Below are 23,263 nucleotides of genomic sequence, written 5' to 3' on the forward strand. Positions count from 1 at the left end.
GGGTCTGGTTGCAGTTCGCGTGCCTGTCTTTTTGGGTAAGAAGCCTACGTGTTCCAGAATTCCAGGAAGCCCCAGGTCGACAGGATCACCGCGAAGCCCAGGAAAACCAGCGTGGTGCAGGTGAAGCCCAGCTTGCGCAGCGATGTCCAGCTGTCGACCCGCCGCCCGCCGCGCCACACCACGGGCGCCATGAACAGGGTGGCCAGGGTCAGCAAGGCGGCCACGAAGGCGCAGGCCGAAGCGGTCAGCAGCCAACCGCTGGGCCAGCCATAGAACACCTTGGCGATGTCGCGCGATCCGGACGCGAAGATCCCGACGCCGGCCAGGGCGGTCAGCCACAGCACCGCCTGGGTGATCTGCAACAGGCTGGCAAGGGCCTGGGTCGGGGTCTGGCGTGACTCGCGGCGGTCTCGGGTGACGACGCCGATCAGGGTGGCGATCGAAGCCAGCCCCGTCAGGATCGCGAAGGTCATCAACAGGCCCAGCCCGTGCGGGAAGCCGATGCGCTCGAACGCCGCGAACCCCATGGGCGAGAAGAAGCGCACGACGCGACCCTCTTCGCGCTGGAACACCAGCAGGCCAGGACCGCTGACTGGGGCAAAGACATCCGGCTTGTCGGTCGCCGTCCACTGGCTGGACTTGCCGTCGAGGGTGAGGGTCAGACGCCCGTCCGGCGCGGCGCGCACCGAGGCGTCGCCGATCATCCGGTCGATGAAGCCTTCCAGCCCACCATAGGAGCGCCGGGTGGTCAGGAACTGGCCCCCATAGGCCTTGGCCTCCGCGACGCTCATGCGGCTGGCGACAGGAACCTCGGGGCGAGGGGCGTAGAAGCGCTCGATGATGGCCGCCGGCAGGGTGGCGGGCAAATCAACGCCTGTGTCGGTGTTGACGGCGATGAATACGCCCAGGCCCAGGTCCGGAACCATGACCATGTTGGAGTGGAACCACAGCGTCGCGCCGGCATGGCCGAAGCCGCGGTGGCCGCCCGGCAGGGGGATGTCCATGAAGCCGGCGTTCCAGCCCGGCGCGCCTTCGGCCGGACGGTACATCGGCGTGCGGAACGCGGCGCTGGTCTTGGGCGAGAACACTGTCCTGCCGTCGATCGTCCCGCCGTTCAACAGCAGGGTCATGTAGCGGGCCATGTCGCCGGCCGTGCTGGATGCCGATCCGGCGGGGGCGATGTGGCCGATATATTCCGGCGCTTCAGTGTGGAAGCCCAGCGGGGTCCAGCGGAAGCCGTCCGAGCGATCGGCGGCCAGGGCCGGCGACATCGGCGCGGGCAGGTCGGCGCGCCACGGGCGATCCTCGCGGAAGGTGGTGTGGGTCAGGCCGGCGGGGAAGATCACCTGCTCGGTGACCAACTGCTCGAACGGCTTTCCGGTCACATTGGCCAGGGCCTCGCCGGCCAGGGCGACGCCATAGTTGGAATAGGCGGGCAGGACGCCTGGTTCGCGCACGCGGTTGGGACGCTCCTGGCGCAGATAGAGCTCCAGCGACCGCTCGCGACGCGGATCGCGTTCGAACAGTTGGCCCAGCGCCCGGTCCTCGAACCCTGCGGTGTGGGTCATCAGATCGCGCAGCCGCACGGGGCTCTTCTTGCCCTGGTCCTTCAACTGCAGCTTTTCGGGCAGGTAGATGTTGACCGGGGTATCCAGCCGTATGCGCCCGGCCTCGACCTCGTTCATCAGGGCGATCCAGGTGAAGGTCTTGGAAATCGAGCCCACCCGGAACAGGGTCTTGTCGGGATTGACGCGCCGGCCGCCGGTCACGCTGGCGACGCCATAGCCCTTTTTCAAAACGACTTGGCCGTTCTGGACCACGGCGATAGTCACCCCGGCGATGTGGTCGCGGGCCATGCTGCTGCGCACGACCCCATCGACATAGGCCTCAAGATCAGCGGCCGGCAGGGGGGCGGCGGTGACCGGCACGGGCGTCTGAGCGGCGGCGGCGATCGCCGCGCTGGTCGTGGTCAAGGGGGAGCCGACGGACAACGTGCGGGTCGGCGCGGGGCGTACTCTGCCGGGGCGACGCTTGACGGTGGCCGTGTAGGGGATGGGCGCGCCAGGTGTGGCGACCGCGGCGGCAGGTGGCGGCGGCGCGACGGCGTCCTGGGCTTCGACCATCGACGCGCCGAAGAACGCGCTGCCGATGAGCGCCGCCAACGCGGCGGCCTTGAACGAAAGACGCAGCGCCACGAACGAGACCTCAATGGTTAGGGCAGGGGATGATCAAACTTCTAGGGCGCCCGGGCGACGGATCAAAGGATTCGTGGCGCCGCCGGAGCTCTTTCCCGCAGACTTTCGATCCTCAACGCTTGGGCGCCGGCCTCTTGAGCCTAGCCGGCGGCCGCGCGGTGGGCTTCGGCGGAGGGTGTGAGAGGGTGTAGAGCGGCAGCAGAGGGCGCAGGTCGGCCCCGATCCACAACTGCGGCTCCGAGGGCGGCTGCGCGCCGGTGTCCCGCTCCTTCCTGGCCACGCAGGTCTGCACAGCCCGGCCCAAGGCGGCGAAGTCGGGAGCCAAAGGTGCCGACGACAGGAAGCAGTCGTCGAAATAGGGATACTTGTCGTCCGCGCTGCAGCCGAACGAGGTGCGATCCGATCGCGCCGCCGTCAGGATCATCCGGTTGCTCTTTTGAAGGGGCGCCACGAACACACCGGAGAAACAGGCGGAGATCACCACGATCGAGGGGCGGCCGGGACAGGCGTCGTTGATCACCGCCGCCAGCAGGTGAGGCGGCAAAATCCCCTCGTCCAGCACCACCCCCTCCGGCGCGCCATGGCTGCTTATGTAGAACAGACAGCCGGCCGTGTTTCGGGCGGCCAGCTTGCGCAGTCCGGCGTGAATGACGCCGAGGTCGGTCTTTCCGGGCCTCACGGCGGGATAACGCTCGGGCCGTACGGAATACTGTCTTATGGCGTCGCGCGCGAAACCCAGATCCGCCAGGGTCAGGCTGACGTCGCGGCGGGCGTTGTCGAACGCTTCTGTCGGGCCATCCGAATGGGCGTGCCAGTCACCGGCGACAACGACGGCGGCCCAATTGGCGAACGGACTCCGGTAGGGGCTGGAAGGCGTTGGCGCGGCGGGAGAAACCCCGCTCTGGGCGAGAGCGGGCGCGGCCAGCAGCAGCAAACCCAGAAACAGGCCCGCGATACGCCGCATCGCGCTCTACTTCTTGAACTTCGCGAAGGGCGTGGGGATGGCCGTGGCGCTGGCCTTGGCCAGCAGACGGCCTTCGGGATCGTAAAGCTCGCCCTCGGTAAAGCAGACGGTCTTGCCCCACTTGACCACCCAGCCGACGCCCCGCAGCGGGCCGGGAATGGCAGGTCGCAGGAAGCTGGTCTTCATCTCCAGCGTCGGGACCACGCAGGTCATGCCCGAGGTGATCATGCCCGCCACCGACATGCATTCGTCCAGCATGGCGCTGACATAGCCGCCCTGCACCTGGCCCATCGGGTTGCCCACGGCCTCGATCGACGGCTCGAAGGCGATCTCTACGCGCCGTTCGGCCTGATTCACCGACACCATGCGAAAGCCCAGCGTGCGGGCGCTGCCCGGCACGGTCTTGGCGGCATGGAATCGCGCCAGGATCGCCTCGTCCGTCAGGGCCTGCGGGGTGTCCGAAACCACCTCGTTTGGGGCGATGTCGCTCACGCGCGACTACTTCTTGCGGAACTGGTCGAGGGAGATGATCTTCGGCGCGTCCTCGCCGCCCTCGGATGGCCCAGTGGTTTCGGGCTCTGGGTCCGGCTCCGGCGCCTGCGGCACGATCTCGGGCGCCTCGAACTGCAAGGCGAATTGCACCGATGGATCGTAGAACCGCGTCACGGCTGCATAGGGGACCGACAAACGCTTGGGCTGGCCGCCGAACTTCAGGGTGACCGAGAAGAAGGTCTCGCCCGGCGCCAGGTCCCAGTACTGGTGCTGCAGGATGATGGTCATCTCATCGGGATACTTGCCGAGAAGGTCCTGCGGCCCCGACACGCCGGCCGCCTGGGTCTTGAAGGTGATGTACAGATGATGGGGCTCGGGCAGGCCGCCGGGCGCGGCGGCCTTGCGCAGGGCGGCCTTGACCACGCCACGCAGTGCGTCCTGGGCCATCGCCTCGTATTGCATCAGGTCTTCAGGCGGATTGGTCTGGGCCATGCGGTCCATCGAAAAGCAAGAACTGGAAACGAAGCGCGGAGAGTAGCGTGTCGCGGTGGCGGGGAGAAGGTGGGGGCGCGCCGTTTTTATTCCCTCCCCGCTTTGGGGAGGTAAAGCGCCGCGTTCTGGTGGAAAGTGGAGGGATTCTGTTGGCAGGCTCCCTCCGGGCCCCGCCTAGGGATCTGAACCCCTAGGACTTAAGAGGCGAGATCACCCGCACCGCATTACGCGGCGATGGCGAACTCTTCAGCGAAGTTATCGTTCGCATTTAGAAAAATGGCCCGAAACGGTGAGCCACGCCGAGAGAAAGCATACACCTTTACACGTCTGTCGATGCTGATCGGCCCCATGCAGTCCCGCGATAACTCGGGAGAGATTTGGTGGAGCCGCCGGGAATCGCACCCGGGTCCAGTCCGCTTATTACGTGCGCGTTTATCCCCATAGTCCGAGCGAACCCGGACAAATTCAATATAGGGGGTGCGATCGGCCGAGGGAAGGCCGACGTTGGTTTCGAGCCGGAAATCGACCGACATCGCGCGGGCGAGGCGGCGGCTCCAAGCTAAGACGGCCCTCTGTAAGGCGGCCAATCAGCAGGCCGCCGCCATCCTCGAACAGGCGCACGTCGTCGCCTTCCATCTCGTAATGGCCGGTGAACACGACCTCGCCGTCGTGGCGTTCTTCGAACCGGCCGTCCATGCGCAGTTCCAGGGCGACGCCATCGGCGCTGGCCCACACACCGGACACCCAGCGCGCGATCTTGGGATAGTATTTCATGAGGACCTCGGGGGCAGGCGGCTTCGCCACGACCAGACAAGGACGGTGACGACGCCGACCTCGCCAATGTGACTTATGCCGACCGATGTTCGATAGACCGATGCTCCGCCTTGATTGCACGATCCTGCACATCATCTCCCGAAGGCGTGACGCATGTTCGTGGCTTGGCTAGGAGAGTGGGCGTTGCGGAAGGGAATTTCTCATGGCCGAACAGGGCGAACTCGCCGCGTTGATTGAACGATACGCCCCGCAAGACGGTTCGTATGAGGTCTGCGGCCCGCGTTGCGCGGTGGTGCGGACCAGCCAGCCGAGCGAACCGGTGCATGGGGTGTTCGGCGCCGCCGTCTGCGTGGTGGCCCAAGGAACCAAGCAGGTGATCTGTGGCGGCCAAACCCTGATCTATGACGCCCTGCGCTATGTCGTGGCGTCGGTCGACCTGCCAGTGATCGGCCAAGTGATCGAGGCGACACCTGAGACGCCCTATCTCTGTTTCCGCATGGAACTGGATCCCGAGGTGATCGGTGATCTGCTGCTGCAGACGGGCGCCGAGGCGGCCCTGGCCCATGGCGGCGGTCCCCTGATTGGGGCCATGGCGGTCAGCGAGGTCAATCCGCCGCTGCTGGACGCGGTGATGCGAATGGTGCGGTTGATGGAGACCCCGCGCGACGCCGCCGTGCTCGCGCCGCTGATCGAGCGCGAGATCCTCTATCGCATATTGCTGGGCGACCAGGGGCCACGCTTGGCCCAGATTACCCGGGCCAATGGCCGCATGCGTCAGGTCCGCCGGGCGATTGGCTGGATCAAGCAACACTTCGACGAGCCGTTCCGCATCGAGGATCTGGCCGCCGAGGCCCGCATGAGTCCTTCGGCCCTACATCGCCATTTCAAGGCGGTCACCGCCCTCAGCCCCCTTCAGTACCAGAAGCAGATTCGCCTGCAGGAGGCGCGCAAGCTGATCCTGGTGCAGCGCCTGGACGCGGGGTCGGCCGGCCATGCCGTGGGCTACGATAGCGCCTCGCAGTTCAGCCGCGAATACGCCAGGCTGTTCGGCGCGCCGCCTCTGCGTGACGTCGCCCGCCTGCGGGGCCGTCCAGACATGCTGGTCGAGACCTAAGCCCGGCGCGTCCTGGGGCGGCCCGCCCGATCGCCTAGAGATTTCGCCTATTTCAACACTCGCCCAACAGAGACAAGCTCGCCGCGCCTGCCTTCGAGGTGGAGATGGGCGCGGGTGAGGGAGGCGGTCAAATGTCAAAACTCGTTGCCGAGTTCGTCGGCACGTTTGCTCTGGTCTTGTTTGGCTGCGGCGCGGTGGTGTTGGGCGGCGATCATGTCGGACAACTGGGCATAGCCTTGGCGTTCGGGTTCGCGATCATCGCCATGGCCCATGGCCTATGGCATCGGCCCGGTGTCCGGCTGTCACGTCAATCCAGCTGTCAGCCTGGCGGCCTTCGTCGCCAATCGCATCAGCGCCAAGGAGATGGTGCTCTATTGGGCCGCTCAGTTTGTCGGCGCGACGGCGGGGGCGGCGGTGTTGCTGGCCATCGCGGGCGGCACGGCCCACGGCTTGGGCCAGAATGGTTGGGGTTCTGGCTACGGCGGCGCGTTCCCAGTGCAGGCGGCCTTCCTGTTCGAGGTGGTGATGACGGCGCTCTTTGTCATCGTCATCCTGGGGTCGACCGGCACCGACGCCGCGCCCGGCTTCGCGGGCCTGGGGATCGGCATCGCCCTCGCGGTAATCCACATCGTTGGCATTCAGGTGACCGGCGTCTCGGTCAATCCGGCCCGTAGCTTCGGCCCTGCCATCTTTATGGGCGGACAGACCCTGGCCCAGTTGTGGCTGTTCTTCGTGGCGCCGGCGATCGGGGCGGTGCTGGGCGCGCTGCTCTACCGCTTCAATGTGCTGAAGGTGGGTTGAGGCGCGCCCAGGGCGTCCTCCCTAGAGCATTTCCCGACCTGACTGCGTCAGGCCGTGAGCTCTAATCTTCTGTTTTGACGCGTTTTTCTGCACGCGAACCGGAACCACTTCGCTCGAAAAATTCTCCAGTGCGGCAGGTCGGACCAGTTGACCGCGATGAACTGCTTGTCCTGGCCGAAGATGGTGATCTTCTCGCCCTTGTCGTCGCTGATCGCGTCGAAGACATAGCGCGCGCCGTCGCGTCGGACGTTCCACAAGACGTTTCCGGCGCTGTCGTAGGTGACCAGGGCGAAGGACGTCCGGTTGTCATTGAAGCTGTAGATCCAGGTCTTGTAGCCACCGTAGTAGATCACCGGACAGGTCTTGCTCGCCGGATAGCCGTCGTCGGGCGCCGTCGTGCACGCGGCGTTCAAACCGGCGGGGATGGGCGGATGCTCCGCGATCGGGTCGTACTTGATCTACGGCGTGTGAGGCGTGGCCTGGGCCTGGGCCATCGACGCCGCGCCGATCACGGCGCCAACGCTCGCCGCGGCCAGCATGGATTTCAGGATGACGGTCTTCAACATGGCTTTCCCTCCCGAGGTTACGGCCAAGCCTGATAACGCTGTTATCCGTCAATTGCAATTTAAGGGTGTGTCCACGGCGACGGGCGCGCATAGGAAGTTGTCAGTTCGCGCCCCTTGTCGGGGATACTTGTGACACCGCGTCCAATCCAGATCCGTCGTCTAGTGGCAAAGGGACCGCGGGGGGTTGGGTCCGGCTGCTTTCGCCCTTCAGTCGGCCGCCCGAGGCGATCAGAGCGTCATAGGCTCGTTGCTGGCGCGAGAAATCGCCGCCGCGCGCGAACATGACGTCGAACCTGGAGTCGTGGCCGGTAGCCGCCGACAGCGCCGCCGTGAGAACAGGCGCGATGGATCCCACCTCAGTGTCGTCGCAGGCCCTGCGCAGATGCCGCGCCTGACCGGGAACCAGCAGGGTGACGTCCCAGGAAATACCGTCAAGGCACACCGGCGCGATGGCTCCGCCGCCGTAGTCGACGATTACCGAACGCGGCTGGCTCCACAGCGGAGCGCCGACCAGCGCCTTGAGCGCAGCGATCTGCTGCGGCGCCAGTTCGGCGTCGATGTCGACTCGGCGGCTGATCTCGGGGGTGCAACAGCCCAGCCCGGCCCGGGCTTGAACGAACGCGCGACCATCGCGGCGGACGGTGACCCGAACGATGGCCTGGCGCACGCCCAAGGCGGGGCGGGCCCAGACCTCGAGGATCAGTTCGCCGCGCTTGATCAACTGGGCTTGCAGGGGCTGCAGGCCCCACAGGCGGTAGAGCAGGGGATCGACGCCATTGTCGATTGGCACGAGCTTTTCGTTACGCGCCAGCCGGCGATTTTGCAGCGGATCCTGTTCGGACGGGACCCTGGGAATTTCCGGCGCCCACCAGACGGCGGGATCGGTCGGCAAAACCGTTTGAGGCGCGGGTTGCTGACCAGCGAGGGCGAACCCCGCCAGAAGACCGGCCAATAGCGTCGCGCCCGTCATGACTACATTCCTTCAACGCCCCGCTCGATGGAAAGCACGCCCGTACGGGACAGTTCCACCAATCCCAGCGGCCGCATCAGATCGAGGAACTTGTCGATCTTCGATGGCGCGCCGCTGATCTCGAACACGAAGCTCTCCAATGTGGTGTCCACGGGCTTGGCGCGGAAGATCTCGGCGATGCGCAGGGCCTCGACCCGATCGACGCCCGAGCCGCGCACCTTGACCAGGGCCAACTCACGTTCGACGCCGTTCGGGTCTCGGGTCACGTCATGCACGCGCCGGACATTGACCACCTTGTTGAGCTGGGCCTCGATCTGGTCCAGCACCTGGCGCGTGCCACGGGTGACCACGGTGATGCGGCTGGTATGGGCCTTGTGATCGGTCTCGGCCACCGTCAGGCTCTCGATGTTGTAGCCCCGCGCGGCGAACAGCCCGACCACCCGGTGGAGCACGCCCGGCTCATTGTCGACGAGCAGGGCGAAGGTCGCGGTCAGCTCTAGTTGGGCCGCGCCGGGCATGTCATAGGCGGAGGCGGGTTGGCTGGTTGTGCTCATGATAGGTCTTCCAAGCGAATCTTGATGGCGGGGCGGGTCTCGCGGACCGCAGCCGAGTGGCGCCGGCTCGATCCGACTTCTTTTTGTAGCAGGGATACGAACTCGCGGCGGGCGTCTCGCAACGGCTGTTGCAAGAGGCCTTTCCGCTCAAGGCCGGCCTCCGGGATCAAATGGGCGACGTCATAGCCGACGATCACCTGGTCGAGGATGACCACCCGCGAACCCCGATAGGCTGCGGGCTTGTCTCCGCGCTGCTGGCCTCTGGTTTGGACATTGGGAAAGAACATTCGGCCCTGATCGACCAGGCTGGAAAGCCGTGCGGCAATGGCCAGGCGTTCGCGATCGAACCCGACGCCCGGCCATAGGCTGGCGGGATTGGCGCAGAGCGTTTCCAACTCGGCCATGGCGTCCATCACCTTCGAGCCCCAGGCCAGGAGTTCGTCGTCCCGCTCATCCGACCGCTCGCGCGCCGCCAGCAGCCATTGGAACAGGCTGAACGCCCCCGCCACAAGGGCGAACACGACGGGCGCGGCGGCCAGGGCGATCTGAAGCGGCGGCATGAGGTCTCCGGGAAGTTCGCCGGCAAGCTACAGCAGAGCGGCCGGTAAGTAAGGTGGCGCTCTAGACCAGCCCAGCCCCCGCCGCCCCGATCACATTCCCGATGTCCTCGACGTCGCCCATGATCATCTCGTTGTGGGCCTTGCCCGAGGGGATCATCGGCAGGCAGTTCTCGTGCTTCTCGACGCGGCAGTCGAAGACCACGACCTTGTCGCTGTTGATCATCTGCAGGATCTTCTCATCCAGCTCGGCCGGATCACTGCAGCGGATGCCGACCGCGCCATAGGCCTCGGCCAGCTTCACGAAGTCGGGCAGGCTGTCGGAATAGGAGTGGCTGTAGCGCTCGCCGTGCAGCAGTTGCTGCCACTGGCGGACCATGCCCATCCACTCGTTATTGAGGATGAAGATCTTGACCGGCAGGTTGAACTGGATCGCCGTCGACAGCTCCTGGATACACATCTGGATCGAGGCCTCGCCGGCGATGTCGATGACCAGGCTGCCAGGATGGGCCAGTTGCACGCCGATGGCGGCGGGCAGGCCGTAGCCCATGGTGCCGAGGCCCCCGGAGGTCATCCAGCGATTGGGCTCCTCGAAGCGGAAGAACTGCGCGGCCCACATCTGATGCTGACCAACTTCCGTCGTGATGTAGACGTCCTTATCGCGGGTCAGGGCGTACAGCCGCTCGACCGCGTATTGCGGTTTGATCACCGTTTCCGAGCCGCGATAGTTCAGGCACTGGCGGGCGCGCCAGGTGTCGATCTGAGCCCACCAGTCGCTCAGGGCGGCCTTGTTGGCTTGGTGGCCGGCCGCCTTCCAGGCGGTGATCAGGTCATCGAGGATGCTGCCGGCGTCGCCGATGATCGGCAGGTCGATGCGGACGTTCTTGTTGATCGAAGAGGCGTCGATATCGATGTGGATCTTCTTGCTGCCCGGTGAGAAGGCGTCGAGGCGCCCCGTGACCCGGTCGTCGAAGCGCGCGCCGACGCAGATCATCACGTCGCAGTCGTGCATCGCGTTGTTGGCCTCGAACGTGCCGTGCATGCCCAGCATGCCCAGCCAGGCGGGGTCCGCCGCCGGGAAGGCGCCCAGGCCCATCAGGGTCGACGTGACCGGCGCGCCGGTCATGGCCTGGAACTGCCGCAGGGCCTCGCTGGCCTTGGGACCCGCGTTGATGACGCCGCCGCCCGTATAGAAGATTGGCCGGCGCGCCTGGGCGATCAGCTTTGCGGCCTCGGCGATGCGGTTTTGGTCACCCTTGGTGCGCGGATTGTAGGCGTGGGTCGAAGACACCTCGGTCGGGCCATAATATTCACCCTGGGCGAACTGCACGTCCTTGGGGATGTCGATCAGCACGGGGCCGGGCCGGCCGGTGGTGGCGATCTCGAACGCCTCGTGGATGATCCGCGGCAGGTCGCGGACGTCTTTCACCAGGTAGTTGTGCTTGGTGCAGGAGCGGGTCATGCCGACGGTGTCGGCTTCCTGGAACGCGTCGGTGCCGATCAGGTGCGTCGGGACCTGGCCGGTGATGATGACCATTGGGATGGAGTCCATCAGGGCGTCCATGATGCCGGTGATGGCGTTGGTCGCGCCCGGCCCCGAGGTGACCAGGACAACGCCAGGCTTGCCTGAGCTGCGGGCATAGCCTTCGGCGGCGTGGGTCGCGCCTTGCTCGTGGCGCACCAAAATATGCTGCAGGCGCGGCTCGTGGAAAAGCGCGTCATAGATCGGCAGGACCGCCCCGCCCGGATAGCCGAACAAAACCTCGACACCCTGGTCTACCAGGCCGCGAACCACGATCTCGGCGCCGGTCATGGCGCGATCATTTTGGGGCTGGGCGGGAGCCTGGCTCTCGATGGTCTGGTGGGCGGTCATGGCGGTGTCCGGGGGCTTGGAAGCTTGGCTTGGAGCAGAGCAGAAAAGAAAAAAGGTCCCGAAGGACCTTTTGTACGCGCGACCGATCTATCAGCGTGACTTCTAGGTCACGCCGCGAACGGCCGCTCCATAAGTACGATCATGGTGTTGCGCACGAGTGTTGCTCCAAATGGATGATCGGGGAATGCCATGCTCGCGCGAGGGCGTCAAGGCGCACTTTGACGCAAGAAACGACCCGTGGCTGACGCGCCACAGGCTTCATCGGGCCAATTTTAGCCCAAGGTTTTCAGCAGCAGGGCAAGAGCTTGCTCGGCGAAGCGCTGCATATTGGTCGCGCGGTCATCCAGACCGGTCTCGATGGTAAGACTGACCTCCTGCTCGCCGCCGACCACGGCCACACAGCTGTGACCGGCCAGATCGCCATAGCGATTGCCGTCGGGCCCAGCCGCCCCGGTTTCCGACAGGCCCCAGGCGGCCTTGAGGTTCTTGCCCACGACCCGCGCCAGCAGCACGGCATAGGGCTCGCTGGCCGAGCGAAGCCCGTCCATGGCCTTCTGCGGGATGTCCAGCAGGGTCAGGCGGGCGCGGGCCGTGTAGACCACGGCCCCGCCCACATAGAACTTCGATGCGCCAGGTACGGCCAACAGGGCGGCCGAAATCAGGCCGCCGGTCGAGGACTCGGCCACGGCGAGCGTCTCGCCCCGTTCGGTGAGGCGGGCGGCCACGGCAGCGGCGAGGCGCGCGAGTTCGGTCATGGGGAAGGTCCTTGTTTCGGGGAACTTGTCCCCACCTGGCGACTTCGTCGCCGCTCTGCCCCCATAGGGGGCGGAGCTTAAACGCCTGAGCTCTTTTCCCTATGGGGGAGGAGGGTCGCGCAGCGACCCGGAGGGGGCGAGTGCGTCAACCCTCTCCCAGTCCGGCGTCTGGTTCCGGAACCAGGTCATCTGCCGCTTGGCGTAGCGGCGTGTCTCCTGGCGAGCGTCGTCCAGCGCGGCGTCCAAGCTGATCTCGCCCCGCAGGTACGCCGCCAATTGCCTGTAGCCCACGGCCTTCAGCGCCGGGAGAGCGGGATCGAGGCCCCGAGCCTCTATCGCCGCCACCTCGTCCAGCGCGCCGTTCTCGACCATCAGACCTAACCGCGCGTCGCAGCGATCGTAGAGCTCGGCGCGCGGCGGATCGAGCACCATGCCTTTCCAACTCCCCTCGGCCAGGGTCGGGCGGGTGTTGGTCTGCCAAGCGGTCAGGGACTTGCCGGTGGCTATGGCCACGGCGTGGGCGCGCAGCAGGCGCTGGCGGTCGCCGACCTCGATGCGGGTCTCGGCGGCGGGGTCGAGTTCGGCGAGGATGTCGCGAAACTCCGGCTCGCCCAGGGCGGCGTACAGCAGGGCCGAGACCTCGCGCTGGGTCTCGGACACCGGCGGCACGTCGGCCAGGCCGTGGGTCAGGGCCTTGAGGTAAAGCCCCGTGCCGCCGACTACGATCGCGGGCCGGCCGCGCGCGGCGATCTCGGCCAGGGCGGCCGAGGCGGCCTCCAACCAGCGCGCTACCGACCAGCCGTTGGCCGCATCGACGACGCCGAACAGGTGATGCGGCGCCTGAGCCAGCTCCTCACCCGTGGGACCGGCCGTCAGCACCGGCATGCCGGCATAGATTTGCATGGAGTCGGCGTTGACGAGTTCAGCGCCGGTCTCGCGGGCCAACTTCAGGGCCAGGGCGGACTTGCCGCTGGCGGTGGCTCCGGCGAGCAGGGTAATAGGCGGGGAAGCGCTCATGGCGCGACCCTTCTCCGGCGATGCGGTCGGGTCAAGGCAAGCCGTGTCCCAGGGTCGCGACGAACAGCGCGAAGGTCGCGGTCGCCAGCCAGATCCACGGCCAGCTGCGACGCGGCGGCGGCGAGGCCAAGGCCGTCCGTCTCGCCACTCCACCGGCGATGAACCACAGCGGCAGCGAGGCCAGGGCGATTTCCTGCGCCGCTTCCTTGAAGGCCTCGGCCCGGCCAGCGCCCTTGAACGCCAGCACGGCCACGATCGCGATGAGCGCGCCCGTCAGCCAGATCGTGCGCAGGCGCTTCGCCGGCCGGCCCGCGCGGCCCCAGGCGGGCGACGACGAACACGGCGCTCGCGTAGAGACCAAGGCCGGCGGCGATCATGATGGGACGCCACACCGCCACCGGGGTCGCCAGAGCGTCGCGGGCCCAGAAGGCGCTGAAGGCCAGCAGCGCCGTCAGGAACAGCTTGGAGGCCTGGCCCGCGCCGCGCCAGACCAGCAGTCCGGCCAGGGCGACCAACGCCATGCCCAGATTGCCCAGCGGACCTGCCAGATCGACGATTGGCGCGCCGCCTTGGCAACGGAAGAAGACGTTGGACAGCAGAGCGACCCCGCCCCCGACCGCCAGACAGGCGCCCCCGTGACCGACCGCTTCATGGGCCGTGGCGGCCAGGCAGGCCGCGACGACGCCAATGGCGGCGAGGGTGACGGTGTCGTCCCTGGCGCTGGAGGCTGGCGTCGCGGTCATCGGCCTTCCCTCTATGGAATGTCCTGCGCTTACCACCAATCGTTGGCCGGTGAAGGTTGATCTCGCCGCCGCAGCAGTCTACGCCCCGCGCCATGGTCCAGATCGCCGTTTTCGTCAGCCCCGACGCCGCCGCTCTGGCGCGCGCCGTTGCCGCCTTTGGTCGGGGCTCGCCAGAGGTTCTCGGCCCCGGCGCCGTCGAGATCGCCCTTGAGGGCGACCTGCCGGCCCTGCACCGCGCGGCGGCCGACGCGGTCCTTGGCCTGCCCGTGGACGTCGCGGTCACGCCTGCCGATAACCGCCGCAAGCGCCTGCTGATCGCCGACATGGACTCGACCATCATCGGCTGCGAATGCCTGGACGAGTTGGCCGACTTTGCGGGCTTGAAAGCCCAGGTCTCGGAGATCACCGAGCGGGCCATGCGCGGCGAGCTGTTGTTCGAAGGTGCGTTGCGTGAGCGGGTCGGCATGCTCAAAGGCCTGTCGGTCGACGCGCTGCAGTCCTGCTACGACGGCCGTGTGCGCCTCAACGCCGGGGCGCGGACCCTAGTCGCCACGATGGCCGCCAACGGCGCACGCTGCGCCCTGGTCTCGGGCGGTTTCACCTTCTTCACCAGCCGCGTTGCGCAGGCGGCGGGCTTCCACCTGAATCGCGCCAACACGTTGATCCAAGCAGGCGGCCTGCTGACGGGCGCGGTCGGTGAGCCGATCCTCGGCAAGGAGGCCAAGCTGGCGGCCTTGCGGGAAGAGACCGCCGCCCTGGGCCTGACTCTGGCCGACGCCCTGGCCGTGGGCGATGGGGCGAACGACCTGGCGATGATCGAGGCAGCCGGCCTGGGTGTCGCCTACCGCGCCAAGCCGATCGTCGCCGCCCAGGCCCATGCAAAGATCGACCACGCCGACCTGACGGCGCTGCTCTACTTCCAGGGCTATAGGGCCTCGGAGTTCGTTTCTTGACTTTCCCCCGTCGCGTCCAGGCGGTGGTCTTCGACATGGACGGCCTGTTGCTCGACACCGAGACGGTCTACCAGGCCGCGATGATCGAGGCGGGCCAAGCGTTCGGCATCGATTTCTCGGCGGCGACCTATCAGTCGATGGTCGGCAAGACCAACCCGGAGTGCGCGCGGATGCTCCGCGATCTTTACGGCCCGGACTTCCCGGTCGAGGCCTATTTCAAGCGCACCTGGGGCGACGTCGAGATCCTGCTCGAGGCCGAGGTGCGGTTGAAGACCGGGGTGATGGAGATCCTCGACTATCTGGACGCCCTGGGCCTGCCGCGCGCCATCGCCACCTCCAACAGTCGCGAATCAGTGGAGCGCTATCTGGGGCGCTTTGACCTGGTGAAGCGCTTCCACGCGGTGGTAGCCAACGCCGACGTCCAGCGCCACAAGCCGCATCCGGATCCCTACCTGGAGGCCGCGCGGCGACTGGGCGTGGACCCGACCCTGTGCCTGGCGCTCGAGGACTCGCACCCGGGCGTGCGGGCGGCGCACGCGGCTGGGATGATGACGATCATGGTGCCTGACATCCTCGATCCGAACGACGAGATGCATGACAAGTGCGTGCACGTGGCCGAGAGCCTGCACGTGGTGCTGGAGCTGTTGAAGGCGACTGCCTAAGCCCTCAGCGCCTCGTCGCCAGCCACGACTTCCCCACTCCAATCCGCCAGGAATTCCACCAGGGCCTCCAATCCCATCGGCTTGGCGATGTGATACCCTTGGGCCAGGTCGCAGCCCATCACCTGTAGCATGGCCAAGGCTTCGCGGCTCTCGACGCCCTCGGCGGTGACTTTCAGGCCCAGGCTGTGGGCGAGGTCGATGGTGGACTTCACCAGCAGGGCGTCCTTGCCGTCCTTTTCCAGCGACAGCACGAAGGCCTTGTCGATCTTCAGTTCGTCGGCGCTGATCTGCTTGAGATAAGCGAGGGACGACAGGCCCGAGCCGTAGTCATCTATCGAGACGGCGATGCCGGCGGCGCTCAGCTTGTCGAGCACGCCCAGCGCAACGTCGGGATTGCCGATCACGGCGGTCTCGGTGATCTCGAAGCAGAACCGTGCGCCGGCGGCCGCGACCTTCTCGATAGCGCGATTGGCGAATTCGGAATCGTCGATCAGGCGACCGGAGATGTTGATCGACATCAGAACATCGTGGCCGACCTCGCGCAGGGCCTTTTGATCGAGGATGGCCTGGTCGAGCACGCATTCGGTCAGGGCGCGGATATGGCCGGTTTCCTCGGCCATGCCGACGAACAGGTCGGGGCGCAGCAGGCCGCGCGTCGGGTGGTTCCAGCGCACCAGGGCCTCGACGCCAGTGATCTCGCCGCTGCGCAGGTCGAGTTTCGGCTGGTGATTGAGGAAGAGCGCGCCGGTCGTCACACCCTGAAGCATTTCGCTCATCAGGGAGAGGTTGCCGGCCGGGTCGCCATAGGCCACGGCGTCGAAGACCGCCACCTTGCGGCCGCTGGTCCGGGCCTGGTCCAGGGCGATCATCGCGTGCTCAATCAAGCGCAGGGCGTCCATCTCGCCGGCTTGGGCGCCGGCCAGGCCGTTGCTCATGTGCACATCGACCAACTCGCCGCCCAGGCGCACGGGGGCCGACAGATTGGCCAGCGCGCGCGTGACCATGGGAAGGGCGGTCTGCACGTCGGTAACGTCGGAAATCACGCAAAGGGTCGAGGTGGTGAGGCGCGCCACCATTACGGCAGGATGCAACGCGCGGACGCGCGCCCCGACTTCGGTCACCAGTTGAGTGAACAAGGCGTAGCCGATGGCTCCGCGCAATAGAGTGAAGCGGTCCAGGCCCAAGGCGCCGACCACCACCTGTTGGCCAGGCTTGAGGCGGGACATGCGGGCCTCGATCTCGCGTTCGGCCGCCAGGCGGTTGGGCAGGCCGGTCTCGGCGTCGTGCAGGGCTAGCTCGGTGATCCGGTGCTCGCGGTCGCGAATCTCGGCGGCCATCAGGTTGAAGCTGTCCGACAGGCGGCCGATCTCGTCGCTGGAGCGCACGTCCACATGAACGTCCTCGCCCTGTTGCAAACGCCGGGCGGCGTCGTCCAAGGCGATGATCGGCTTGGCGATGTCGCGCGACAGGGCCCAGCTGGCGGCGACCACCAGGGCCGCGCTGATCAGACCGGCGATGATCACCGCAGCCATCAAGGGGCGGTAGGGCGCCATGGCCAGGGCCATGGGATAGCGCAGCACCAAGGCGGCCGGGGTCTGGCCATCCAGGGTCTTCAGCCGCTTGATCAACACCAGGTTGTCGCCGGTCGCGGTGCGCAGGCGATGGGGCGAGGCGATGGTCTGGCCCATTTCCCTGGCGACGAAAGCGCTCATCGCGTTGCTGTCGGCGGTCTTGTCGGTGGTCACCCAGGTCTCGCCGCGGCGGTCGAACACCTGAGCCTCCAAGCGGATCGCCGACAGTCGTTCCAGGGCGGTCATCTCGCGATCGTCGAGGCGGGCGCCAAACACGATCCACCCGGTGAGGGTGGGCGACATGACGGGGGCCGAGATCAGTTGGTAGGGCGCGCCGTCAACCACGAACACGCCTTGGGCGCCGTCTTCATGGTCCAGGGCGCTCCACAGTTTCTCGATATCGACCTTGCTCGGGTCGGTCCCGACGACGACGCCATCAACTCCGACCATGAAGGCCAGGTCCAGGCCCATGCGGGCGCGCAGGTTGGTCACCGCCGACTGAACCGTCGGCACGTCCTGGGTCGCTACGGCGGCGCGGAAGCCGAAGTCGCGCGACAGCAATTCCGCGCCATCGTGAAGGCGCTGGGTCCGCAAGGCCCAGACGCTGTCGAACACCGTACCGGTCGAGCCTAGCTCCTTGCGGACCTGCGACTGGGCGTTGCCGGCGATGGTCAGATAGACGCTCACCGCCACCAGGCTCAGGGCCAGGGCGAACAGTCCCGCATAGAGCACGGTCAGCTTGGTCTGGAGGCGGTTGAACATGCCTGGGCTCAGTGTCCCGTTGCGCGCAGTTCGAGGGTGGCGGTCTCGCGCGCCACGCCGCGAACGGCGCTCGTGGTCAGCGTCTTCTCGTTCTTCGGCGCGCGCAGATAGGGGTGCCAGACCTTGGCCACGACCGGCCCGTCCGGAATCCCACGGACTACCGCATTGCCGTTGGCGTCGCTCTTGGCGGCGTAGGCGGTGTCGACCACCTTGATAAAGCCGACCATCTGGTCGTGGATGTTGCAGCCGATAGCGGCCACGCCGACCGCGGGCAGTTTGACGGTGCGGTTCTCTTCGCGGCCGTAGAGCTTCAGCTCGAACTTGTTGCCGGCCGAGAACGAATAGACGTGGTGGCGCACCTTGTCGAAGTTGGGGAACGACACCTCGGCTCCCGCCGGCACGATCAGCACGAACGGATTGAACTGGATGTTCTGCTGCGCGACCCGGTAGGGCCAGTCGAACTTGATCGGACCCTTGGTCGGCTGGCCGTTCGGATAGACAGTGACAACGGCATCCGGAATGGGCTTGCCGTCAGCCCCGCGCACCGAAACCGTCAGGTCGGCGGCTTGAGCGGAGCCCGCGAACATTGCAACCAAAAATAGTACGGGTGCGAATTTCATGGCTCTGCTTAGCGCGGCCGCCGTGAAATCCCGGTTAACACACGGTGGCCACCTCTCGGCAAGCACATGCGACAACTTGTCATGGTCAAGGTTCTGTAAAGTCTTGTCAGGGATGCTCTCGCGTGAATTTGGCGACGTCATTCGAACGACGTGACGCTAACGGCCAAAGGGGGCGTCATGCGATCGACACTGTTGGGACTGGCTGTCGCCATTGTGGCGCTTGGCCTTGGCGTCGGCGCGGCTGGCGCCGAGGAGATGGAGCCGGGCGGCAAGCTGCTGCTCACCGGCGGCGTCAGCGCCTTGGAAGGCGGCGCGGGCGGCGGGTTATCGACCTGGGCCCTGATCGGCGGCAACGAGACCTCGCGCGGTGTCGGCGGTAGTGTGCACGCCACCTATGTCAACGTGCCCGACTACGAGCTGCGCTCGGTCGGCGGGGCCGTCGGCCTGTTCGATCGGATCGAGCTGTCGATCGCCCGGCAGGAGTTCGACACCGGCGAGACCGGGGCCAAGTTGGGCCTGGGCAAGGGCTTCACCTTCAAGCAAGACATCATCGGCGTGAAGGTCCGCCTGGTTGGCGACGTGGTCTATGACCAGGACACCTGGCTGCCGCAGATCGCCGTCGGTGTTCAGGCCAAGCAAAACAATCAGGGCGCCATCATCCACGCCATTGGCGGCAAGGACGATGACGGGGTCGACTACTATGTCGCGGCGACCAAGCTGCTGCTGAATTACAGCCTGGTGTTGAACGGCACGGCGCGGCTGACCAAGGCCAACCAGACCGGCCTGCTGGGCTTCGGCGGCGACAGGAACGACAGCTACAAGACCCAGTTCGAGGGCTCGGCCGGCTATCTGGTCAGCAAGCGCCTGCTGGTCGGGGCCGAGTATCGCACCAAGCCCGACAATCTCGGGTTCGCCAAGGAAAACGACTGGGCCGACGTGTTCGTGGCCTATGCGTTCAGCAAGACCCTATCGTTGACGGCCGCCTATGCCGACCTCGGCTCGATTGCCACCTTCAAGAACCAGCGTGGCCTCTATGTCTCTCTGCAGGCCGGCTTTTAGGGATCACATGACCATGCGCCTCATCGCCCTGGCCGCGACGGCCTTTTCGCTCACGCTCTCCAACGCGGCGCTCGCCCAGACCGTCCCGCCCAGCGAGATAGCGGTGGATCCTTACATCCAGTCCAACGCCAACGCCGGCGCGACGCCGATGAAGGACGACAGCGTCTTCAAGGCGTTCCACGGCAAGGAGGGACTGGCGCGGATCACCAGCGACCTAGTTGATCGCAACCTGGCCGATCCGCGCATCAAGGACGTCTTCGCCACGGCCGACATCGTCCGCCTGAAGCGCACCCTGGCCGAGCAGTTCTGCTACATTCTTGATGGAGGGTGCGACTACACCGGCAAGGACATGAGCGCCTCGCACAAGGACCAGGGCATCACGCCGCGCGACTTCAACGCCCTGGTCGAGAACCTGCAATGGGCGATGGACAAGGAACGCGTGCCCTTCGCCGCCCAGAACAAGCTTTTGGTCAAGCTGGCCCCGATGAGCCGGCAGGCGATCGAGCGGCGGTAGTTTCCTTCTCCCGCAAGGGGAGAAGGAAGGATCTACCCCGCCGGGCCCTTAGCGAAATATTTGAAGAACGCGCTGTCGGGAGACAGCACCAGCGTCGTGTCGCCCTTGCCCAGGGCCGCCTCATAGGCCTGCATAGAGCGGTAGAACGAGGCGAAGCCGGGGTCGCGACCGAAGCTGGCGGCGAACATCTGGGCGCGCCGGGCGTCGGCGTCGCCACGGATTTTTTCGGCCTCCTCATAGGCGGTCGCGACGATCTCGCGGCGGCGCTGCTCGCCGATGGCGCGCAACTGGGCGGCCTCCTGCTTGCGGGCCGTCTGCATGCGCTCGAACACCGCCTGTTCGTTGGCCGGCGGCAGGTCAGCGCGCTTGATGCGCACGTCGATGATCTGCACGCCGAGATCGGAGGCGGCGACCTGGCGGGCGACCTTGGCGCGGATGGCTGCCATGATCTGCGCCCGCTTGCCTGCGATGACGTCTTCCGAGTTCGAGCGGCCGACCTCCTCGCGCAGGGCGGCGTTGATGATGCTCTCCAGGCGGTCGGTGGCGACGCTTTCCTGGCCGAGGGTGCGGTAGAACTGGCGCGGGTCGGTGATGCGGTAGCGGACGAAGGCGTTGACCACCAGCCGCTCCTGGTCGGCGGCTGTGACCTCTTCCTCGTTGGCGTTGAGGTCGATATTGCGCTTGTCGAACCGCAGCACCGTCTCGAAGGGGCTCTTCATGTGCAGGCCGGGCGTCAGCACCGTGCGCACGGGATCGCCGAAGCGGATCACCAGGGCCTGTTGTCGCTGGTCGACCTGGAACAGGACGAAATTGGCCAGGATCAGCGCGGATAAGGCGGCGACGCCAGCGAAGATGGTCGTAGCGTTGAGGCGGTTCATCGGACGGCTCCCTCGGCGGCGTTGGCATTGGGCGCGGACGTCCGGGGGCGGAAGGTCTCGGACGGCAGGATAACGGGAGCGTTGGCGCCCTTGCTGTCGATGATCACCTTGTTGGAGTTGGCCAGCACCCGCTGCATGGTCTCGATATAGAGTCGTTCGCGGGTCACGGCCGGCGCCAGCTTGTACTGCTCGTACACCTGGTTGAAGCGCGCCGCGTCGCCCGAAGCTTCGCGCACCACCTGTTCGCGATAGCCGAGCGCCGCCTGGGTAATCTGCGCCGCTTCACCGCCAGCGTTGTTGGCGGCCGACTGGGCGTTCTGGGCGGCGCGCTGGACGTCGCGATAGGCTTCCAGCACCGGGCCGGGCGTCGTGGCGGTCTGGATGTTGACGTTCTGGATCGAGACGCCGATGTCGTAGCGGTCCAGGATTTGCTGCATCAGCCGCTTGGTCTCGTCCTGCACCCGGCCGCGACCGGTGGTGAGGATCGGGGTGAGGGCGGTCTTGCCGACCACTTCGCGCATGGCGCTTTCGGCGACGTCCTTGATCAGGCCATCAGGCTCGCGGACGTTGAAGGTGTATCTCGCCGCGTCCATGACCCGCCACTGCACCGTGAAGCTGAGATCGACGATATTCTCGTCACCGGTCAGCATCAGGCGCTCGTCCGGCACCGGCGCCGCAGCCGTACCGCCGACGTCGAGGGCCTGGGTGGTGGTGAACGGCACCAGTTCCGCTTGCTCGAAAGGGAAGGGCAGGTGGTAGCGCAGGCCGGGGCCGGCGGTGCGGGTATAGGCGCCGAAGGTGGTGATCACCGCCTGCTCCTTGGGCTGCACGACATAGCAGCCTGACAGCGCCCAGAGGCTGGCGACGGCCGCGACCGAGACCACGATGGCGCGCGACCGGCCGGGGCCGTTGAAGGTCTGGCGCAGGCGCTCCGAGACGCGATCGACGATGGCGTTGACGTCGAAAGGCGCGGGCGGACCGCCGGGGCCCTTGGGACCGCCGCCGGGGCGTGGTCCTTCGATCTTGGGCTTGTCGCCGTCCTTCTTGCCGTCGTTAGGCGGCGGGGATCCCCAGGGACCGGGGCCTGCATTGTCGTTCCAGGGCATGGGCGGCGTCGACTTCCCGTCACTACTTGGGCGGGGTTGTAAAGCTAGCCCCACACGCGGATATGAGAGCCCTCGCACCACAAGGCAAGACAAACACGTGACCGCAGTGCTTCCCGCCACCCTCGATGACGCCCGCGCGGCGCTGGATCGGATCGTCGATCCGGTGTCCGGCGAGGGCTTGGTGGCCGCCGGTCTGGTGCAGGGACTGGTGTTACGCGCAGGCCGGGCGGGTTTCATGCTGGAGGTCCCGGCCTCGCAGGCAGCGACCTATGGCCCAGTGCGCGAGGCGGCAGAAAAGATCCTGGTGGCCCTGGCCGGCGTTGAGGTGGCCCAAGTGGTTCTGACGGCCCAGGCCGCCGAAGGCGCGACCCGGGTGCGCAAGGGCGCTTCGGTCAGAGAGGACAAGCAGGCGCGTCTTGTCCCGCCGCCGGAGGCCGAGAAGCCCGCCCATGTGAAGCACGTGATCGCCGTGGCGTCTGGCAAGGGCGGGGTGGGCAAGTCCACTGTCGCCACCAACCTGGCCTGCGCCTTCGCGGCCCAGGGCCTGAGGGTCGGCCTGCTTGACGCCGACGTCTATGGCCCCTCGGCCCCCCGAATGATGGGCGTGGACGGCGAGCCCAGCTTCGAGGACGGCAAGCTGCAGCCTCTGTTCGCCCATGGGATCAGGCTGATGTCGATCGGCTTCCTGGTCGATGAGGGCAAGGCGATGATCTGGCGCGGGCCGATGGCCTCGTCGGCGGTGCGCCAGATGATCCACGACGTGGCCTGGGGCAGCGAAGCCGCGCCGCTGGACGTGCTGGTTGTCGACCTGCCGCCCGGCACCGGCGACATCCAGTTGACCCTGGTGCAGAAGCTGCGGATCGACGGTGTGGTGCTGGTGACGACCCCGCAGGAGATCGCCCTGATCGACGTTCGCCGGGCGGCGGTGATGTTTGGCAAGACGGCGACCCCGATCCTGGGCTTGATCGAGAACATGGCCTTCTTCGCCGATCCGACGACCGGCGCCCCGATCCCGATCTTCGGAACGGGAGGTGGCGTGGCCGAGGCAAAGACGCTGGACGTCGCGTTGCTGGCTCAGATTCCGATCGAGATCGCCGTCCGCGAGGCCGGCGACGCCGGGACGCCGGTGGTGTTGCGTGCGCCCGGCAGCGCGGCGGCCAGGGCGTTCACCGAGGCGGCGCGGGCATTGTGGACCACTGTCGGGCAGGGCTGATCTCCACGTCCCCCTATGGTGGAGGCGGCCGAAGGCCGGTGGGGGGAGTGTTGGGGCG

General features: G+C 66.6%; 26 protein-coding genes and 1 other RNA gene. 7 read left to right on the forward strand and 20 right to left on the reverse strand.

The annotated features are described in order from the left end of the window. Positions 1-44 precede the first annotated feature (44 nt). From ACP7AG_RS03685 to ACP7AG_RS03710, 6 genes are all read right to left on the reverse strand, one after another. Positions 45-2,195, reverse strand: a complete 2,151-nt coding sequence (locus ACP7AG_RS03685; RefSeq protein WP_426029821.1) for a serine hydrolase domain-containing protein — start codon at positions 2,193-2,195, stop codon at positions 45-47. A gap of 112 nt (positions 2,196-2,307) precedes the next feature. Further along, positions 2,308-3,159, reverse strand: a complete 852-nt coding sequence (locus tag ACP7AG_RS03690) for a C13 family peptidase (RefSeq protein WP_426029822.1) — start codon at positions 3,157-3,159, stop codon at positions 2,308-2,310. Positions 3,160-3,165: 6 nt separating this feature from the next. Further along, a complete protein-coding gene (locus ACP7AG_RS03695; RefSeq protein ID WP_426029823.1) occupies positions 3,166-3,651 on the reverse strand; it encodes a PaaI family thioesterase in 486 nt (161 codons plus the stop codon). A 6-nt stretch (positions 3,652-3,657) separates the two neighbouring features. After that, complete coding sequence (locus ACP7AG_RS03700; protein ID WP_426013439.1) at positions 3,658-4,143, reverse strand: SspB family protein; 486 nt, start codon at positions 4,141-4,143, stop codon at positions 3,658-3,660. Positions 4,144-4,277: 134 nt separating this feature from the next. Beyond that, positions 4,278-4,643: a transfer-messenger RNA gene (ssrA, locus tag ACP7AG_RS03705) on the reverse strand. Next, positions 4,609-4,917 (reverse strand): Atu4866 domain-containing protein, encoded by a 309-nt coding sequence (locus tag ACP7AG_RS03710; protein WP_426029824.1) that lies wholly within the window; start codon positions 4,915-4,917, stop codon positions 4,609-4,611. Before ACP7AG_RS03710 ends, ssrA begins: the two co-directional genes overlap by 35 nt. Before the next feature lie 202 nt (positions 4,918-5,119). Between ACP7AG_RS03710 and ACP7AG_RS03715 the strand changes: the two genes are divergently transcribed. After that, positions 5,120-6,031: an AraC family transcriptional regulator N-terminal domain-containing protein gene (locus tag ACP7AG_RS03715; RefSeq protein ID WP_426029825.1), complete on the forward strand. Its 912-nt coding sequence runs from the start codon at positions 5,120-5,122 to the stop codon at positions 6,029-6,031. A gap of 134 nt (positions 6,032-6,165) precedes the next feature. On the opposite strand, the gene ACP7AG_RS03720 is transcribed toward ACP7AG_RS03715, so the two are convergent. Then, complete coding sequence (locus tag ACP7AG_RS03720) at positions 6,166-6,303, reverse strand: hypothetical protein (protein ID WP_426013434.1); 138 nt, start codon at positions 6,301-6,303, stop codon at positions 6,166-6,168. Between ACP7AG_RS03720 and ACP7AG_RS03725 the strand changes: the two genes are divergently transcribed. Beyond that, a complete protein-coding gene (locus ACP7AG_RS03725) occupies positions 6,302-6,832 on the forward strand; it encodes an aquaporin (protein ID WP_426029826.1) in 531 nt (176 codons plus the stop codon). The genes ACP7AG_RS03720 and ACP7AG_RS03725 overlap by 2 nt on opposite strands. 47 nt (positions 6,833-6,879) lie before the next feature. Here the strand turns inward: ACP7AG_RS03725 and ACP7AG_RS03730 are convergent, their stop codons facing one another. The 9 genes from ACP7AG_RS03730 to ACP7AG_RS03770 form a co-directional block, all read right to left on the reverse strand. Then, a complete protein-coding gene (locus ACP7AG_RS03730; RefSeq protein ID WP_426029827.1) occupies positions 6,880-7,185 on the reverse strand; it encodes a hypothetical protein in 306 nt (101 codons plus the stop codon). A gap of 313 nt (positions 7,186-7,498) precedes the next feature. Next, positions 7,499-8,368 (reverse strand): hypothetical protein, encoded by an 870-nt coding sequence (locus ACP7AG_RS03735; protein ID WP_426029828.1) that lies wholly within the window; start codon positions 8,366-8,368, stop codon positions 7,499-7,501. A gap of 2 nt (positions 8,369-8,370) precedes the next feature. After that, entirely contained in the window at positions 8,371-8,922 is a 552-nt protein-coding gene (gene ilvN, locus ACP7AG_RS03740) for an acetolactate synthase small subunit (RefSeq protein WP_426013427.1), read from the reverse strand. Then, the gene (locus tag ACP7AG_RS03745) at positions 8,919-9,482 is read right to left on the reverse strand and encodes a hypothetical protein (protein WP_426013425.1); all 564 of its coding nucleotides are present in this window, start codon (positions 9,480-9,482) and stop codon (positions 8,919-8,921) included. Before ACP7AG_RS03745 ends, ilvN begins: the two co-directional genes overlap by 4 nt. Before the next feature lie 61 nt (positions 9,483-9,543). After that, positions 9,544-11,352 (reverse strand): acetolactate synthase 3 large subunit, encoded by a 1,809-nt coding sequence (locus tag ACP7AG_RS03750; protein ID WP_426013423.1) that lies wholly within the window; start codon positions 11,350-11,352, stop codon positions 9,544-9,546. Between the two features lie 107 nt (positions 11,353-11,459). Further along, positions 11,460-11,507 carry a hypothetical protein gene (locus ACP7AG_RS03755; protein ID WP_426013791.1) on the reverse strand — a complete coding sequence of 16 codons (48 nt, stop codon included), beginning with the start codon at positions 11,505-11,507 and terminating at the stop codon, positions 11,460-11,462. 117 nt (positions 11,508-11,624) lie between these two features. Then, on the reverse strand, positions 11,625-12,107 hold the full coding sequence (locus ACP7AG_RS03760) for a CinA family protein (protein WP_426029829.1): 483 nt from the start codon (positions 12,105-12,107) through the stop codon (positions 11,625-11,627). Between the two features lie 99 nt (positions 12,108-12,206). Next, entirely contained in the window at positions 12,207-13,124 is a 918-nt protein-coding gene (miaA, locus tag ACP7AG_RS03765) for a tRNA (adenosine(37)-N6)-dimethylallyltransferase MiaA (RefSeq protein ID WP_426029830.1), read from the reverse strand. Continuing rightward, on the reverse strand, positions 13,121-13,867 hold the full coding sequence (locus ACP7AG_RS03770; RefSeq protein ID WP_426029831.1) for a hypothetical protein: 747 nt from the start codon (positions 13,865-13,867) through the stop codon (positions 13,121-13,123). Before ACP7AG_RS03770 ends, miaA begins: the two co-directional genes overlap by 4 nt. A gap of 92 nt (positions 13,868-13,959) precedes the next feature. Between ACP7AG_RS03770 and serB the strand changes: the two genes are divergently transcribed. Both serB and ACP7AG_RS03780 read left to right on the forward strand, forming a co-directional pair. Further along, positions 13,960-14,820, forward strand: a complete 861-nt coding sequence (serB, locus tag ACP7AG_RS03775) for a phosphoserine phosphatase SerB (protein WP_426029832.1) — start codon at positions 13,960-13,962, stop codon at positions 14,818-14,820. Beyond that, a complete protein-coding gene (locus ACP7AG_RS03780; protein WP_426013415.1) occupies positions 14,817-15,482 on the forward strand; it encodes an HAD family hydrolase in 666 nt (221 codons plus the stop codon). The genes serB and ACP7AG_RS03780 overlap by 4 nt, the downstream gene beginning before the upstream one ends. Here the strand turns inward: ACP7AG_RS03780 and ACP7AG_RS03785 are convergent. After that, a complete protein-coding gene (locus ACP7AG_RS03785; protein ID WP_426029833.1) occupies positions 15,479-17,815 on the reverse strand; it encodes a putative bifunctional diguanylate cyclase/phosphodiesterase in 2,337 nt (778 codons plus the stop codon). The genes ACP7AG_RS03780 and ACP7AG_RS03785 overlap by 4 nt on opposite strands. An 8-nt stretch (positions 17,816-17,823) precedes the next feature. Beyond that, on the reverse strand, positions 17,824-18,435 hold the full coding sequence (locus ACP7AG_RS03790) for a methylamine utilization protein (RefSeq protein WP_426029834.1): 612 nt from the start codon (positions 18,433-18,435) through the stop codon (positions 17,824-17,826). A 177-nt stretch (positions 18,436-18,612) separates the two neighbouring features. On the opposite strand from ACP7AG_RS03790, the gene ACP7AG_RS03795 reads away from it, so the two are divergent. After that, complete coding sequence (locus ACP7AG_RS03795; protein ID WP_426013410.1) at positions 18,613-19,494, forward strand: DUF3034 family protein; 882 nt, start codon at positions 18,613-18,615, stop codon at positions 19,492-19,494. A 7-nt stretch (positions 19,495-19,501) separates the two neighbouring features. Then, complete coding sequence (locus ACP7AG_RS03800) at positions 19,502-20,008, forward strand: group I truncated hemoglobin (RefSeq protein WP_426029835.1); 507 nt, start codon at positions 19,502-19,504, stop codon at positions 20,006-20,008. A gap of 32 nt (positions 20,009-20,040) precedes the next feature. Here ACP7AG_RS03800 and hflC read toward each other — a convergent pair whose 3' ends face one another. After that, the gene (gene hflC / locus ACP7AG_RS03805) at positions 20,041-20,886 is read right to left on the reverse strand and encodes a protease modulator HflC (RefSeq protein WP_426029836.1); all 846 of its coding nucleotides are present in this window, start codon (positions 20,884-20,886) and stop codon (positions 20,041-20,043) included. Continuing rightward, the gene (hflK, locus tag ACP7AG_RS03810) at positions 20,883-21,992 is read right to left on the reverse strand and encodes an FtsH protease activity modulator HflK (protein ID WP_426013405.1); all 1,110 of its coding nucleotides are present in this window, start codon (positions 21,990-21,992) and stop codon (positions 20,883-20,885) included. Before hflK ends, hflC begins: the two co-directional genes overlap by 4 nt. A 106-nt stretch (positions 21,993-22,098) precedes the next feature. Here hflK and ACP7AG_RS03815 point away from each other — a divergent pair, with 106 nt between their 5' ends. After that, positions 22,099-23,205: a P-loop NTPase gene (locus tag ACP7AG_RS03815; protein WP_426029843.1), complete on the forward strand. Its 1,107-nt coding sequence runs from the start codon at positions 22,099-22,101 to the stop codon at positions 23,203-23,205. The last annotated feature ends 58 nt before the right edge of the window (positions 23,206-23,263 follow it).

The sequence above is a fragment of the Caulobacter sp. DWP3-1-3b2 genome, assembly GCF_049896325.1.
GTDB lineage: Bacteria > Pseudomonadota > Alphaproteobacteria > Caulobacterales > Caulobacteraceae > Caulobacter.

Excerpts from the sequence above, each read along its gene's own strand:
- ACP7AG_RS03690 (WP_426029822.1), bottom strand. The coding sequence starts at position 3,159 with ATGCGGCGTATCGCGGGCCTGTTTCTGGGTTTGCTGCTGCTGGCCGCG.
- ACP7AG_RS03700 (WP_426013439.1), bottom strand. The coding sequence starts at position 4,143 with ATGGCCCAGACCAATCCGCCTGAAGACCTGATGCAATACGAGGCGATG.
- ACP7AG_RS03710 (WP_426029824.1), bottom strand. The coding sequence starts at position 4,917 with ATGAAATACTATCCCAAGATCGCGCGCTGGGTGTCCGGTGTGTGGGCC.
- ACP7AG_RS03715 (WP_426029825.1), top strand. The coding sequence starts at position 5,120 with ATGGCCGAACAGGGCGAACTCGCCGCGTTGATTGAACGATACGCCCCG.
- ACP7AG_RS03725 (WP_426029826.1), top strand. The coding sequence starts at position 6,302 with ATGGCCTATGGCATCGGCCCGGTGTCCGGCTGTCACGTCAATCCAGCT.
- ACP7AG_RS03720 (WP_426013434.1), bottom strand. The coding sequence starts at position 6,303 with ATGGGCCATGGCGATGATCGCGAACCCGAACGCCAAGGCTATGCCCAG.
- ACP7AG_RS03735 (WP_426029828.1), bottom strand. The coding sequence starts at position 8,368 with ATGACGGGCGCGACGCTATTGGCCGGTCTTCTGGCGGGGTTCGCCCTC.
- ilvN (WP_426013427.1), bottom strand. The coding sequence starts at position 8,922 with ATGAGCACAACCAGCCAACCCGCCTCCGCCTATGACATGCCCGGCGCG.
- ACP7AG_RS03745 (WP_426013425.1), bottom strand. The coding sequence starts at position 9,482 with ATGCCGCCGCTTCAGATCGCCCTGGCCGCCGCGCCCGTCGTGTTCGCC.
- ACP7AG_RS03750 (WP_426013423.1), bottom strand. The coding sequence starts at position 11,352 with ATGACCGCCCACCAGACCATCGAGAGCCAGGCTCCCGCCCAGCCCCAA.
- ACP7AG_RS03760 (WP_426029829.1), bottom strand. The coding sequence starts at position 12,107 with ATGACCGAACTCGCGCGCCTCGCCGCTGCCGTGGCCGCCCGCCTCACC.
- miaA (WP_426029830.1), bottom strand. The coding sequence starts at position 13,124 with ATGAGCGCTTCCCCGCCTATTACCCTGCTCGCCGGAGCCACCGCCAGC.
- ACP7AG_RS03770 (WP_426029831.1), bottom strand. The coding sequence starts at position 13,867 with ATGACCGCGACGCCAGCCTCCAGCGCCAGGGACGACACCGTCACCCTC.
- serB (WP_426029832.1), top strand. The coding sequence starts at position 13,960 with ATGGTCCAGATCGCCGTTTTCGTCAGCCCCGACGCCGCCGCTCTGGCG.
- ACP7AG_RS03785 (WP_426029833.1), bottom strand. The coding sequence starts at position 17,815 with ATGTTCAACCGCCTCCAGACCAAGCTGACCGTGCTCTATGCGGGACTG.
- ACP7AG_RS03790 (WP_426029834.1), bottom strand. The coding sequence starts at position 18,435 with ATGAAATTCGCACCCGTACTATTTTTGGTTGCAATGTTCGCGGGCTCC.
- ACP7AG_RS03795 (WP_426013410.1), top strand. The coding sequence starts at position 18,613 with ATGCGATCGACACTGTTGGGACTGGCTGTCGCCATTGTGGCGCTTGGC.
- ACP7AG_RS03800 (WP_426029835.1), top strand. The coding sequence starts at position 19,502 with ATGACCATGCGCCTCATCGCCCTGGCCGCGACGGCCTTTTCGCTCACG.
- hflC (WP_426029836.1), bottom strand. The coding sequence starts at position 20,886 with ATGAACCGCCTCAACGCTACGACCATCTTCGCTGGCGTCGCCGCCTTA.
- hflK (WP_426013405.1), bottom strand. The coding sequence starts at position 21,992 with ATGCCCTGGAACGACAATGCAGGCCCCGGTCCCTGGGGATCCCCGCCG.